At 72.0% G+C, this 12,367-nt stretch carries 14 protein-coding genes and 2 pseudogenes; 3 read left to right on the top strand and 13 right to left on the bottom strand.

Going from position 1 to position 12,367, the window contains the following annotated elements:
* A pseudogene (locus N4P33_RS24900) lies at positions 1–128 on the bottom strand (NADH:flavin oxidoreductase/NADH oxidase); the annotation flags it as partial.
* A 13-nt stretch (positions 129–141) separates the two neighbouring features.
* On the opposite strand from N4P33_RS24900, the gene N4P33_RS24895 reads away from it, so the two are divergent.
* Entirely contained in the window at positions 142–543 is a 402-nt protein-coding gene (locus tag N4P33_RS24895) for a hypothetical protein (protein WP_260828977.1), read from the top strand.
* A 67-nt stretch (positions 544–610) separates the two neighbouring features.
* Here the strand turns inward: N4P33_RS24895 and der are convergent, their stop codons facing one another.
* The 5 genes from der to aroH all read right to left on the bottom strand — a co-directional run bounded on the left by der (position 611) and on the right by aroH (position 5,163).
* Positions 611–2,089 carry a ribosome biogenesis GTPase Der gene (gene der, locus N4P33_RS24890; RefSeq protein ID WP_260828976.1) on the bottom strand — a complete coding sequence of 493 codons (1,479 nt, stop codon included), beginning with the start codon at positions 2,087–2,089 and terminating at the stop codon, positions 611–613.
* 67 nt (positions 2,090–2,156) lie between these two features.
* Positions 2,157–2,819, bottom strand: coding sequence for a 1-acyl-sn-glycerol-3-phosphate acyltransferase (locus tag N4P33_RS24885; protein WP_260828975.1), 663 nt, complete (start codon positions 2,817–2,819; stop codon positions 2,157–2,159).
* Complete coding sequence (gene cmk, locus N4P33_RS24880) at positions 2,816–3,496, bottom strand: (d)CMP kinase (protein WP_260828973.1); 681 nt, start codon at positions 3,494–3,496, stop codon at positions 2,816–2,818. The genes N4P33_RS24885 and cmk overlap by 4 nt, the downstream gene beginning before the upstream one ends.
* A 222-nt stretch (positions 3,497–3,718) precedes the next feature.
* On the bottom strand, positions 3,719–4,804 hold the full coding sequence (locus tag N4P33_RS24875) for a prephenate dehydrogenase (protein WP_260828972.1): 1,086 nt from the start codon (positions 4,802–4,804) through the stop codon (positions 3,719–3,721).
* Positions 4,801–5,163, bottom strand: a complete 363-nt coding sequence (gene aroH / locus N4P33_RS24870; protein ID WP_260828971.1) for a chorismate mutase — start codon at positions 5,161–5,163, stop codon at positions 4,801–4,803. Before aroH ends, N4P33_RS24875 begins: the two co-directional genes overlap by 4 nt.
* 191 nt (positions 5,164–5,354) lie before the next feature.
* On the opposite strand from aroH, the gene N4P33_RS24865 reads away from it, so the two are divergent.
* On the top strand, positions 5,355–5,816 hold the full coding sequence (locus tag N4P33_RS24865; RefSeq protein ID WP_260828970.1) for a Rieske (2Fe-2S) protein: 462 nt from the start codon (positions 5,355–5,357) through the stop codon (positions 5,814–5,816).
* A 22-nt stretch (positions 5,817–5,838) separates the two neighbouring features.
* Positions 5,839–6,603, top strand: a complete 765-nt coding sequence (locus N4P33_RS24860) for a nucleotidyltransferase domain-containing protein (protein WP_260828969.1) — start codon at positions 5,839–5,841, stop codon at positions 6,601–6,603.
* On the opposite strand, the gene N4P33_RS24855 is transcribed toward N4P33_RS24860, so the two are convergent.
* From N4P33_RS24855 to N4P33_RS24825, 7 genes and pseudogenes are all read right to left on the bottom strand, one after another.
* Positions 6,535–7,296, bottom strand: a complete 762-nt coding sequence (locus N4P33_RS24855) for a nucleotidyltransferase domain-containing protein (RefSeq protein WP_260828968.1) — start codon at positions 7,294–7,296, stop codon at positions 6,535–6,537. The genes N4P33_RS24860 and N4P33_RS24855 overlap by 69 nt on opposite strands.
* Positions 7,297–7,299: 3 nt before the next feature.
* Positions 7,300–8,319 (bottom strand): ADP-ribosylglycohydrolase family protein, encoded by a 1,020-nt coding sequence (locus N4P33_RS24850; protein ID WP_260828967.1) that lies wholly within the window; start codon positions 8,317–8,319, stop codon positions 7,300–7,302.
* Positions 8,316–9,035 carry an NUDIX hydrolase gene (locus tag N4P33_RS24845; RefSeq protein ID WP_260828978.1) on the bottom strand — a complete coding sequence of 240 codons (720 nt, stop codon included), beginning with the start codon at positions 9,033–9,035 and terminating at the stop codon, positions 8,316–8,318. Before N4P33_RS24845 ends, N4P33_RS24850 begins: the two co-directional genes overlap by 4 nt.
* A 71-nt stretch (positions 9,036–9,106) precedes the next feature.
* Positions 9,107–10,150 (bottom strand): pseudouridine synthase, encoded by a 1,044-nt coding sequence (locus tag N4P33_RS24840; RefSeq protein WP_260828966.1) that lies wholly within the window; start codon positions 10,148–10,150, stop codon positions 9,107–9,109.
* The gene (gene scpB, locus N4P33_RS24835; protein ID WP_260828965.1) at positions 10,150–10,824 is read right to left on the bottom strand and encodes an SMC-Scp complex subunit ScpB; all 675 of its coding nucleotides are present in this window, start codon (positions 10,822–10,824) and stop codon (positions 10,150–10,152) included. The genes N4P33_RS24840 and scpB overlap by 1 nt, the downstream gene beginning before the upstream one ends.
* Complete coding sequence (locus N4P33_RS24830) at positions 10,821–12,071, bottom strand: ScpA family protein (protein ID WP_260828964.1); 1,251 nt, start codon at positions 12,069–12,071, stop codon at positions 10,821–10,823. Before N4P33_RS24830 ends, scpB begins: the two co-directional genes overlap by 4 nt.
* An 18-nt stretch (positions 12,072–12,089) precedes the next feature.
* Positions 12,090–12,367, bottom strand: a pseudogene (locus tag N4P33_RS24825) (hypothetical protein); the annotation flags it as partial.

Raw genomic sequence — 12,367 nt, 5'->3', positions numbered from 1 at the left:
ATGCGGAAGAACAGCGGCTTGTCGTCGGGCCACACCTCCCGTACGGCGTCGACGACTTCGAGGGCGAAACGCGTGCGGTTCTCGTACGAGCCGCCGTAGGTGTCGGTGCGGCGATTGGAGTGCGGGGTCGTTTGGACATACGTGCACGCATACGACGTTCCCCGCCGCCAGCCGCTCCCCTCGGTCCCCGCCCCCGTACGACCCGCCCGGGACACCCGGAGCTGCCCCTCGGCCACGCCGATCTACGACGCGCTCTACGCCGAGTACGTCAGGTCCTGCCGCTCGCTGCCGGGTGACCGCAGCGGTGAGGAGCGGCTGGGCTTCACCGCCTTCGGGACCCTGTCGCACCGCACCGGTTCCTCCGGCGGACACGGGGGCACCGGGGGCCACGGTTCGGGGTCGATCGGCGGCTTCCTCGGCGGCGGGGCGTACAGCGCCTACAGCGCGGGCGCGAACAGCGCCCGGCAGGGCGGTGCCGGTCCCCAGCCGCAGTGGCAGCGGGTCCCGGCGGGGCTGCCGCCGATGCCGCGCAGGGGCACCTGACGGCGGACAGGACGAGAAGGGGCGGTCCCGCTTCCGGGACCGCCCCTTCTTGCTGTCTGCCGCTACGTCACTTCTTCTTGCCGCGCTTCTCGCGCACCCGCACCGAGATGTGGATCGGCGTCCCCTCGAAGCCGAACTCCTCGCGCAGCCGGCGCTCGATGAAGCGCCGGTAGCCGGCCTCGATGAAGCCGGAGGCGAAGAGCACGAACCGCGGCGGCTTGGTGCCCGCCTGGGTGCCGAACAGGATGCGCGGCTGCTTGCCGCCCCGCACGGGGTGCGGGTGGGCGGCGACCAGCTCGCCGAGGAAGGCGTTCAGACGGCCGGTCGGAACCCGGGTCTCCCAGCCGTCCAGAGCCGTCTCGATCGCGGGGACCAGCTTCTCCATGTGCCGTCCGGTGCGCGCCGAGACGTTCACGCGGGGCGCCCAGGCGACCTGGCCCAGCTCGGTCTCGATCTCGCGCTCCAGGTAGTAGCGGCGCTCCTCGTCGAGGGTGTCCCACTTGTTGAAGGCGAGCACCAGCGCGCGGCCCGCCTCGACGGCCATGGTGACGATGCGCTGGTCCTGCACGGAGATGGACTCGGAGGCGTCGATGAGGACGACCGCCACCTCGGCCTTCTCCACCGCGGCGGCGGTGCGCAGGGAGGCGTAGTAGTCGGCGCCCTGCTGAAGGTGGACGCGCTTGCGGATGCCGGCCGTGTCGACGAACTTCCAGGTCTTGCCGCCGAGTTCGATCATCTCGTCGACCGGGTCACGGGTGGTGCCGGCGAGTTCGTTGACGACGACGCGCTCCTCGCCCGCGACCTTGTTCAGCAGCGAGGACTTGCCGACGTTGGGGCGGCCGATGAGGGCGACGCGGCGCGGGCCGCCGACGGCGGTGCCGAAGGTCTGCGCGGGCGCCTCGGGCAGCACCTCGAGGACCTGGTCCAGCATGTCGCCGGTGCCGCGGCCGTGCAGCGCGGAGACCGGGTACGGCTCGCCCAGGCCCAGCGACCAGAGGTAGGCGGCGTCGGCCTCGCCGCTCGGTCCGTCGACCTTGTTGGCGCACAGCACGACGGGCTTGCCGGCCTTGCGCAGCAGCCGGACGACCGCCTCGTCGGTGTCGGTGGCGCCGACCTTGGCGTCCACGACGAAGACGACCGCGTCGGCGGCCTCGATGGCGTACTCGGCCTGCGCGGCGACGGAGGCGTCGATGCCGAGGACGTCCTGCTCCCAGCCGCCGGTGTCGACGACCTTGAAGCGTCGGCCCGCCCATTCGGCCTCGTAGGTGACGCGGTCACGGGTGACGCCCGGCTTGTCCTCGACGACGGCCTCGCGGCGGCCGATGATGCGGTTCACCAGGGTCGACTTGCCGACATTGGGGCGGCCGACGACGGCGAGCACGGGAAGCGGTCCGTGACCGGCCGCCTCGATCGCGCCCTCGACGTCCTCGAGGTCGAAGCCCTCCTCCGCGGCGAGCTCCATGAACTCCGCGAACTCGGCGTCGCCGAGCGCCCCGTGATCGTGCTCGTGCGCGGCCGAGCCGTCGGGCTGGCTGTGGTCGTTCATGAAGTCCGTACCTCGTCGTTCATTCGTGGTGATCGGTGGACCGCCCGCTGTGTGCGGTGCTGATCCACTACTCGAGTGTGGCCTGGCGCCCGGTGAGGCGCCTGGCGTTTTCCAGGTGGGCGGTGAGCTGCTTCTGGATGCGCTCGGTGGCCTCGTCCAGTGCCCTGCGGGTGCGCCGGCCGCTGCCGTCGCCTGCGTCGAAGGGGTCGCCGAAGACGACGTCGACGCGGGAGCGCAGCGGCGGCAGCGCCTTTATCAACCGTCCGGGCCGGTCGGAACTTCCCAGGACGGCGACCGGAACGATCGGCGCCCCGCTGCGTACGGCGAAGTAGGCGAGCCCCGCCCGGATCGAGGCGAAGTCGCCCTCGCCCCGGGTGCCCTCGGGGAAGATGCCCAGCACACCGCCCTGCTCCAGCACGCCGAGCGCCCGGGAGATCGCGGTGCGGTCGGTGCTGCTGCGGTCGACCTTCACCTGGCCGATGCCGGTGAGGAACGGGTCGAGCGGGCCGACGAACGCCTCCTTCTTGATCAGGAAGTGCGTCGGCCGCGGCGCCACGCCCATGACCATGGGGCCGTCGATGTTGTGCGAGTGGTTCACGGCGAGGATCACCGGGCCGCTCGCCGGAACCCGCCAGGCGCCCAGCACCCGGGGCTTGAACAGCCCGTACATCAGGCCGACGCCGATGCGCCGGCCGACCTCCGCGCCCCGCTCGGATGGGACTTCCGTCACTTCCCGGCTCGCTTCTCCTCGACGAGGGTGACGACGCACTCGATGACCTGCTGCAGGGTCAGCTCGGTGGTGTCCACCTCGACCGCGTCGTCCGCCTTGGCGAGCGGGGCCACCTTGCGGCTGGAGTCGGCCGCGTCCCGCTTGATCAGGGCCTCGCGGGTGGCGTGCAGGTCGGCGTTCTTGAGCTCTCCGCTGCGGCGGGCGGCCCGGGCCTCCGGGGAGGCGGTGAGGAAGATCTTCAGGTCGGCGTCGGGCAGCACGGTGGTGCCGATGTCGCGGCCCTCGACGACGATGCCGGTGACGGCGGACGCGGCGATGTCGCGCTGCAGCTCGGTGATCCGGGCCCGTACCTCCGGGACCGCGCTGACCGCGCTCACCTTGGAGGTGACGTCCTGCTCACGGATGGGTCCGGCCACGTCGATGCCGTCGACCATGATGGTCGGGGCCTTCGGGTCGGTGCCGGAGAGGATGTCCGGCTTGCCGGCGACGGCCGCGATCGCGGAGGGGTCCTCGATGTCGATGCCGTTGTTCACCATCCACCAGGTGATCGCCCGGTACTGGGCGCCGGTGTCCAGATAGCTCAGACCGAGCTGGGCCGCCACGGCCTTCGACGTGCTCGACTTGCCCGTACCGGAGGGGCCGTCGATGGCGACAATCACGGGCGTGGCGCTTTCCACAGTGGGATACCTTCCTGGACCTGACGAGCGGGGACGGGGCACAACGGCCCACGACAAGGTTACTGGGTACGCGTCCCTCGAATGGCCGCGCCCGAGGCGAGCCCTTCGGCGCCGGTCAGCGCCATCCAGCCCGTCCGGCGTTTGAGGACGAGGCCGTCCAGGCCGATCGGGGGTCTGGGGGCGGAGCCCCCAGGAGCCCCGGCATCGATACCGGCCGCCCCCTCACTGCCGGATCGCCCAGCCCCGCTCCCGCAGCGCAGCGACCAGCACCGGCACCGCCTTCGGCTCCACCATCAACTGCACGAGACCTGCCTGCTGCCCCGTCGCGTGCTCGATGCGCACGTCCTCGATGTTGACGCCCGCCCGCCCGGCGTCCGCGAAGATGCGGGCCAGCTGCCCCGGCTGGTCGTCGATGAGCACCGCCACCGTCTCGTAGACGCGCGGAGCGGACCCGTGCTTGCCGGGCACGCGCACCTGCCCGGCGTTGCCCCGGCGCAGCACGTCGTGGATGCCGCTGGTGCCCTCCCGGCGCTTGTCCTCGTCGGAGGACTGCAGCGCGCGCAGCGCCCGCACCGTCTCCTCCAGGTCGGCGGCGACATCGGTGAGCAGGTCGGCGACAGGACCGGGGTTCGCGGAGAGGATGTCGATCCACATCGCCGGGTCGGAGGCGGCGATCCGGGTGACGTCCCGGATGCCCTGCCCGCACAGCCGTACGGCGGCCTCCTCGGCGTGCTCCAGACGCGCGGCGACCAGGCTGGACACCAGGTGGGGCATGTGGGAGACGAGGGCCACGGCCCGGTCGTGGGCGTCGGCGTCCATGACGACCGGCACCGCGCGGCAGTGCGAGACCAGCTCCAGGGCGAGGTTCAGCACTTCGGTGTCGGTGTCCCGGGTGGGGGTGAGCACCCAGGGGCGGCCCTCGAAGAGATCCCCGCTGGCGGCCAGCGGCCCGGACTTCTCTCTTCCGGACATGGGGTGCGTACCGATGTACGCCGACAGGTCGAGCCCCCGGGCCTGCAGCTCCCGCCGGGGCCCGCCCTTGACGCTGGCGACGTCGACATAGCCGCGGGCCAGCCCGCGCCCCATGGCGTCGGCGAGCACGTCGGCGACATGCGCGGGCGGCGCGGCGACGATCGCCAGGTCCACGGGACCTTCGGGCGCCTCGTCCGTGCCGGCGCCGAGCGCGGCGGCCGTACGGGCCTGCTCCGGGTCGTGGTCGGCGAGGTGGACGGTGACGCCCCGCTGGGACAGGGCGAGTGCGGCGGACGTGCCGATGAGGCCGGTTCCGATGACGAGTGCGGTTCTCACTGGGCGATGTCCTTGCGCAGGGCCGCGGCGGCACCGAGGTAGACGTGGGCGATGCCGGCGCGGGGCTTGTCGGACTCGATGTGCGCGAGGATGCGGACGACGCGGGGCATGGCGCCCTCGATGTCGAGTTCCTGGGCGCAGATCAGGGGCACGTCCACGATGCCGAGCCTCCGGGCCGCGGCGGCCGGGAAGTCGCTGTGCAGGTCGGGCGTGGCCGTGAACCAGATGCTGATCAGGTCGTCGACGGTCAGGCCGTTGCGTTCCAGGACGGCGGTGAGCAGCGCGGAGACCTGCTCCTCCATGTGCCCGGCCTCGTCCCGCTCCAGCTGGACGGCCCCCCGGACCGCTCGTACCGCCACGGCGCTGCTCCTCGCTGACGTGCTTCATCGGCTGTTCGGTCGTCCAGCCTAGTCAGCCCGGGCGCGAGGGGCGTCCGGCGCCCGACCGGCGAGACGGAGGAGATGCGCGTTTCCTGGTACTTCGGTGCTTTCGATGTCAAGATGCGAGGGCTGTTACGTCCGCCACCGCTGTCTCCCCCGGAGTGACGAACATGACCCACAGCGCAACGCGACGCACGGTCCTCATCGCGGCAGGAGCGACGGGCGCGGCGGCCCTGACGGCGGGCTGCGGCGGGGACGGCGAGGAGACTCCCTCGACCGAGACCGACGCCGGGACCGGGACCGCCGGCACCGGCGAGGACACGGCCGCGCCGGACGCTCCCGCGGGCCAGGAGCTGGCCTCGACCGACGACATCCCGGTGGGCGGGGGCACGATCTTCAAGGACGAGAAGGTCGTGGTGACCCAGCCCGAGGAGGGCGACTTCAAGGCGTTCTCGGCGGTCTGCACGCACCAGAACTGTCTCGTGGCCACGGTCTCGGACGGCACGATCAACTGCACCTGCCACGGCAGCAGGTTCGCCATCGCCGATGGCGCGGTGGAGCGGGGCCCGGCGACGCGTCCGCTGCCGGAGGAGAAGATCACGGTGGAGGGAAATTCGATCCGCCTGGCGTGATCCTCCCCGTACGCTCCCGGGCATGCGCCCCGAGACACCCGCGACGCCCGGAACCCCCGAGATCCTGGTCCGCGACCACACGATCTACGCCTGCGTCATGGGTTCGCGCGCCTTCGGCCTGGCGACGGAGGGCAGCGACACCGACCGCCGGGGCGTCTTCCTCGCGCCCACTCCCCTGTTCTGGCGCTTCGACAAGCCGCCGACCCATGTCGAGGGCCCGGGCGAGGAGCAGTTCAGCTGGGAGCTGGAGCGTTTCTGCGAGCTGGCGCTGCGCGCCAACCCGAACATCCTGGAGTGCCTGCACTCCCCGCTCGTGGAGTACGCCGACGACACCGGCCGTGAGCTCCTGTCGCTGCGCGAGGCGTTCCTCTCCCGCCGCGTCCACGAGACGTTCGCCCGCTACGCCCACGCCCAGCGACGCAAGCTGGAGGCCCACGTCCGCGCGCACGGCGCCCCGCGCTGGAAGCACGCCATGCACCTGATCCGCCTCCTGGCCGGCGCCCGCGACCTGCTGCGCACGGGCAGGCTCACCGTCGACGTGGGCGAACGGCGCGAGTCGCTTCTCGCGGTCAAGCGGGGCGAGGTGCCCTGGCCCGAGGTCGAGTCCCTGATGACCCGCCTGGAGTCCGAGGCCGAGGAGGCGGCATCGCGCAGCCCCCTCCCCGCCGAACCGGACCGCCGCCGCGTCGAGGACTTCCTGATCCGGGCGCGCCGCGCCTCAGCCCTCCAGTCGTACCCGCACGACGAAGGCGTCCAGAGCGTCATGGACGCCGGGGGCCTCGGGTAGCGCCGAACCGGCCTGCGCCTCGTCCAGCACCGCGTGCAGCCGCAGCACGTCCTCCCGGACCCGCCCGAGATCGACGTCTGCCGCCAGATGCTCACACTCGGCCTTGGCCGCGATCAGCTCGGGCAGGTACGCCGGCGCCACCTCCCGGGTCCCGCTCTCCTCGAGCAGGGTGGGCAGATGGGCCTGCACCTCGCCGCCGCGCATCAGCTGGATGCCGGTCAGCAGCACCCGGAAGGTGTACAGCAGCGGCTTGAGCTCACCGCTCTTCTCGAACAGCCGCCACTGGGTGGTCGCGAACCCCCGGTAGTGGTGCGCGTGGTGGCGGGTGAGGACCCCGGGCGCGAGGGCGGCGAGTTCCCGGTGCGCCTCGCTGGTGTGCACGACCAGCGGGGACAGCAGCTGCTCCAGCACATAGCCGTTGCGGCGCAGCATGAGGCGTACGAACTTGCGCAGGTCGTGGGTGACCAGGTCCATCTCGACGCCGTCGCGGTCCCACATCCTCGACCGGGTCTCCTCCGGCTCGCGCAGTCCGACGAGATCGGCGGTCGGCAGCAGGTGCACGCCCCTCAGGTCCACGTCGGAGTCGCGGGAGGGGAAGCCGTACAGATGCGCGCCGGAGACGGTGGCGAACAGCAGCGGGTCGGGCTGTTCGGCGACCACGGCGCTGAGGTCCAGGTCCAGGGTGTCGATCACCGGTCAAGCGTCCCAGACCGTGCCCAGGGCGGTCAGTTCGGCCCGGTACTCGATGCGCTCCGCCCACTCCGCCGGCCAGGCGTCCGCGCCCAGGTGGGCGCCCGCGAAGGCGCCGGTGAGGCAGGCGATGGAGTCGGAGTCGCCGGAGGTGCAGGCGGCGCGGCGCAGGGCGGTGAGGGGTTCGTCGACGAAGAGGAGGAAGCACAGCAGCCCGGTGGCCAGGGCCTCCTCCGCGATCCAGCCCTCCCCGGTGGCGAGGCACGGGTCGGTCTCCGGGGAGACCGTGCGGACGGCGTTCTGGAGGCGGCCCAGGATCTCCAGGCACTCGTCCCAGCCGCGGGCGATGAAGTGCTCGGGGCTGGGATCCTGGGCGCGCCGCCACAGGTCGCCGAGCCAGAGCTCGTGGTAGCGCGTGCGGTTGTCGTACGCGTAGGAGCGCAGCAGGCCGATCAGCCCGGTCGGTTCGGCGCCCTCGGCGAGCAGGCGTACGGCGTGGGCGGTGAGGTCGGAGGCGGCGAGGGCGGTGGGGTGGCCGTGGGTGAGCGCGGACTGCAACTGGGCGGCACCCGCGCGCTGTTCGTCGCTCAAGCCGGGGGCGAGTCCGATGGGCGCGACGCGCATGTTGGCGCCGCAGCCCTTGGACTCCACCTGACTGGCGTCCTGCCAGGCCCGGTTCTCGTCGGCCAGCAGGGAGCAGGCCCGCAGGCAGGTGTCGCCGGGGGCGCGGTTGTTCTCGGGCGAGCGGTACCACTCCACGAACTCCTCGCGCACCGGCCGCTCCAGCCGCTTCGGGGCGAGGTGTCCCCGGTCCATGGCCGTGCGCAGGCCGCGCCCGAGGGCCAGGGTCATCTGGGTGTCGTCGGTGACGATCGCGGGCCGGGGCAGCTCCATCGCCCGCCAGGGCCCGAACTTGGCGAGGATCGACGGGACGTCGTTGAACTCGGTCGGGAAGCCGAGCGCGTCCCCGAGGGCGAGTCCGGTGAGCGCCCCTGTGGCGGCGCGCTTGGTGACGGTGGTGGTCATGCGGGACGTCCTTCCGGAGTCGGCCGGAGCAGCGGCGGGTGCAGGGTGGTGGCGGTGCCGGCGCGGTAGAGCGCGGCCGGTTTGCCCCGGCCGCCGGTGAGCCGGGCGCCGCCCGGGACCGCTTCGACGAAGCCCGGCGTGGCGAGCACCTTGCGCCGGAAGTTGGGCCGGTCCAGGGCGGTGCCCCACACCGTCTCGTAGACCTGCTGCAGCTCGCCGAGGGTGAACTCGGGCGGGCAGAAGGCGGTGGCGAGGCAGGTGTACTCGAGCTTGGCGCCGACGCGGTCGTGGGCGTCGGCCAGGATCCGGTCGTGGTCGAAGGCGAGCTTCCGCACGGCGTCGTACGGCGTCCAGCGGGCCTGGGCGGCGTCGCTGCCGCCGTGTGCCTCGGGTGCGTCGGGGAGCAGCGCGGCGAAGGCGACCGACACCACCCGCATGCGGGGGTCGCGGTCGGGTTCGCTGTAGGTGCGCAGCTGCTCCAGGTGCAGTCCGGAGACATCGGTCAGGCCGGTCTCCTCGGCGAGTTCACGCCGTGCGGCGGTCTCGGCGGACTCGTCCGGCTGCACGAAGCCGCCGGGCAGCGCCCACTGCCCGGCGTACGGCTCCTGGCCGCGTTCGACGAGCAGGACGTGCAGGGCGCCCGCGCGGATCGTGAAGACGGCGAGGTCGACGGTGACGGCGAAGGGTTCGTAGGCGTGCTTGTCGTAGCCGTGCATGGGAAAGACCTCCACCCCCCTTTATGGTCATGACGACTATAAAGGGGGGTGGAGCGGACGCACAACGCTTTCTAGAGGTCGACTTCCTTCATCAGCATCCCGACCTCGGTGTTGGACAGCCGCCGCAGCCAGCCCGACTTCTGGTCGCCCAGGGTGATCGGCCCGAAGGCGGTGCGCACCAGCTTGTCGACGGGGAACCCGGCCTCCGCGAGCATGCGGCGCACGATGTGCTTGCGGCCCTCGTGCAGGGTCACCTCGACGAGGTAGTTCTTGCCGGTCTGCTCGACCACCCGGAAGTGGTCCGCACGCGCGTACCCGTCCTCCAGCTGGATGCCGTCCTTCAGCCGCTTGCCCAGGTCACGCGGGATCGGGCCGACGATGTGCGCGAGGTAGGTCTTCTTCACGCCGTACTTCGGGTGGGTCAGCCGGTGCGCCAGCTCGCCGTGGTTGGTGAGCAGGATGACACCCTCGGTCTCGGTGTCGAGCCGGCCCACGTGGAACAGGCGCGTCTCGCGGTTGGTGACGTAGTCGCCGAGGCACTGGCGGCCCTCCGGGTCCTCCATCGTGGAGACGACACCGGCGGGCTTGTTCAGCGCGAAGAACTGGTACGACTGGGTCGCGACGGTCAGGCCGTCGACCTTGACCTCGTCCTTCTCCGGGTCGACCCGGCGGCCCTGCTCAAGCACGATCTCGCCGTTGACCTCGACCCGCGCCTGCTCGATCAGCTCCTCGCAGGCACGCCGGGAGCCGTAGCCGGCGCGGGCGAGCACCTTCTGCAGCCGCTCGCCCTCCTGCTCGGCGCCGGGGAAGGTCTTCGGGAGCTTGACCTCCTTCTTGCCGGCGTACCGGTCGCGGTTGCGCTCCTCGATCCGCGTCTCGTACTCGCGCGAACGCGCCGGAGCGGTGCGTCCCCGGCCGCCCTTCTGCGGCGACGCCTTCGCTCCGCCGCGCCCGGACTTCGGGCCGTCCTTGGTGGCTCCGGGACCGACGTCGTAGCGGCGCTCCTCGGGGCGGGGCTTGCGGGGGCGGCCCTGCCCCTGCTTCTGGTCCCTGTTGTTACCGGCACCACGGTGATTACCGCGTCCGCCGCTCTTTCCGCTGCCGCTGCTTCGCATCAATATTCCGTCGTCGTCGTGTCAGGCATGTTCGTCGCGGGACCGTCGTCCGGGTCCGGGGCGTCCGGATCGAACGACGGCACGCCTTCCTGGGTCTCGGCCTCGATCGCCTCCGCCTCCGGGAGGAAGGGCGCGAGCTCCGGGAGCTCGTCCAGACCGCGCAGGCCCATCCGCTCCAGGAAGTAGTTCGTCGTCGTGTACAGGATCGCACCTGTTTCGGGTTCCGTGCCCGTCTCCTGGATCAGACCCCGCTGCAGGAGGGTGCGCATCACGCCGTCGCAGTTCACTCCGCGCACCGCGGAGACCCGGCTGCGGCTCACCGGCTGACGGTACGCGACCACCGCGAGGGTCTCCAGGGCGGCCTGGGTGAGACGGGCCTGCTGGCCGTCCAGGACGAAGCCCTCCACGGCCGCGGCGTACTCGGGGCGGGTGTAGAAGCGCCAGCCGCCCGCGACGAGCCGCAGCTCGAAGCCGCGCCGCTGGACGGTGTACTCGTCGGCCAGCTCCCGCAGGGCGTCGGCGACCTGCCGCTTGGGCCGCTCCAGTATTTTCGCCAGGTGCTCCTCGGTCGCGGGCTCGTCCACGACCATGAGGATCGCCTCGAGCGCGGGCTTGAGATCAAGGTCGGCGACGGTACGCAGCCCGGCGGGCGCCTCGGAAGTGTCCTCGCTCACGTCTTCTTCTCCTCCTCGGGCTGCTCGGGCGGCCGGTCGAACTCGTCGGTGACCATCGGCGTCTCGTCCCCGTCCCCGCCGGTCCAGCGCACGAGCAGATCCCCGAGCGCGGTCTCCTGCTCCAGCGCGACGGCCTTCTCGCGGTACAGCTCCAGCAGGGCGAGGAAGCGGGCGACGACGGTGAGGGTGTCGTCGGTGTCCTCGACGAGGGCCCGGAAGCTGGCCTCCCCGAGCTCCTTCAGCCGCGCGACGACGATCCCGGCCTGCTCCTGCACGCTGACCAGCGGCGCGTGGATGTGATCGACGTACACCTGCGGCTTGGGCTTGGGCTGCATCGCCTTCACGGCGAGCTTGGCGAAGCCTTCCGGACCGATGCTGATGACGACCTCGGGCAGCAGCTCGGCGTGATGCGGTTCCAACCCGACGGTACGGGGGTAGCGCCGTGCCTCTTCGTCCAGCCGCCGGTTGAAGATGTCGGCGATCTGCTTGTACGCCCGGTACTGCAGCAGCCGCGCGAACAGCAGGTCCCGCGCCTCCAGCAGCGCGAGGTCGGCCTCGTCCTCCACCTCGGCGGCGGGCAGCAGCCGCGCGGCCTTCAGATCGAGCAGCGTGGCGGCGACGACCAGAAACTCGGTCGTCTCGTCCAGGTCCCAGTCCGGCCCCATGGCCCGGATGTACGCCATGAACTCATCGGTGACCTTCGACAACGCCACTTCGGTGACATCCAGCTTGTGCTTGGAGATCAACTGCAGCAGCAGATCGAACGGCCCCTCGAAGTTGGCGAGCCGAACCTTGAAGACCCCGTCGTCGGCACCCTGAACGCCGTCGCCGGCCCCGGCCGGGGACTCCGCGTCGGCCTCCGGGGTCGAAGCCCCACCCTCCGCACCTCGCGACGATCGCGCACCGTCCTGAACGGGCTGCCCCTCCCCGTCCGGGGTCTCGGAAGGCCCTGCGCCGCCCTCCACGGGCCGGTCGGCGCTGTCGTGCAGCGGCGCGGCGAGCGGTGCTTCGGCACTGTCCGGAAGCGGCGCTGCGAGCCGTGCCCCGGCGTCACCGCGGGCGTCAGGCGCCTCAGCGTTGGCGTTGGCGTCGGCGTCGAGGCGCGCAGACGCCTCCGCGTCGGCGTCCGCGTCCGCGTCCGGCGGGATCACCGGCTTCGCCGGCGCCGCCCCCGGCCCCCTGCCCAGCGCACGCCGACGACCAAAACGGCTCCCGCCGCCGGAGGCATACGCGTCGTTCGAGGTCATGGCCTCCGCAGGCTACCGCTACCGCCCCCGCAGGCGGCGCACGAGGATGCTCGCATCCCCCCGGGTCTCCAGATCCGCGAGGACCACGGCGACCGCTTCCCGGACGATCCGGCCCCGGTCGACGGCGAGACCGTGCTCACCGCGCAGCACGAGACGCGCGTGCTCCAGGTCCATCAGCTCCTCGGCGGAGACATACACGGTGATCTTCTCGTCGTGCCGCTCCCGGCCGCTCGGCCGGCGCGCCGCCGCTCTCCCCCGCTTGCGCGGGCCCGCGGCAGCCTCCTGCGCGCCCTGCC

Source organism: Streptomyces sp. 15-116A (genome assembly GCF_025290915.1).
GTDB lineage: Bacteria > Actinomycetota > Actinomycetes > Streptomycetales > Streptomycetaceae > Streptomyces.
The sequence above is the reverse complement of the archived record's forward strand: the minus strand, read 5'-3'. Positions and strand labels throughout refer to the sequence as shown.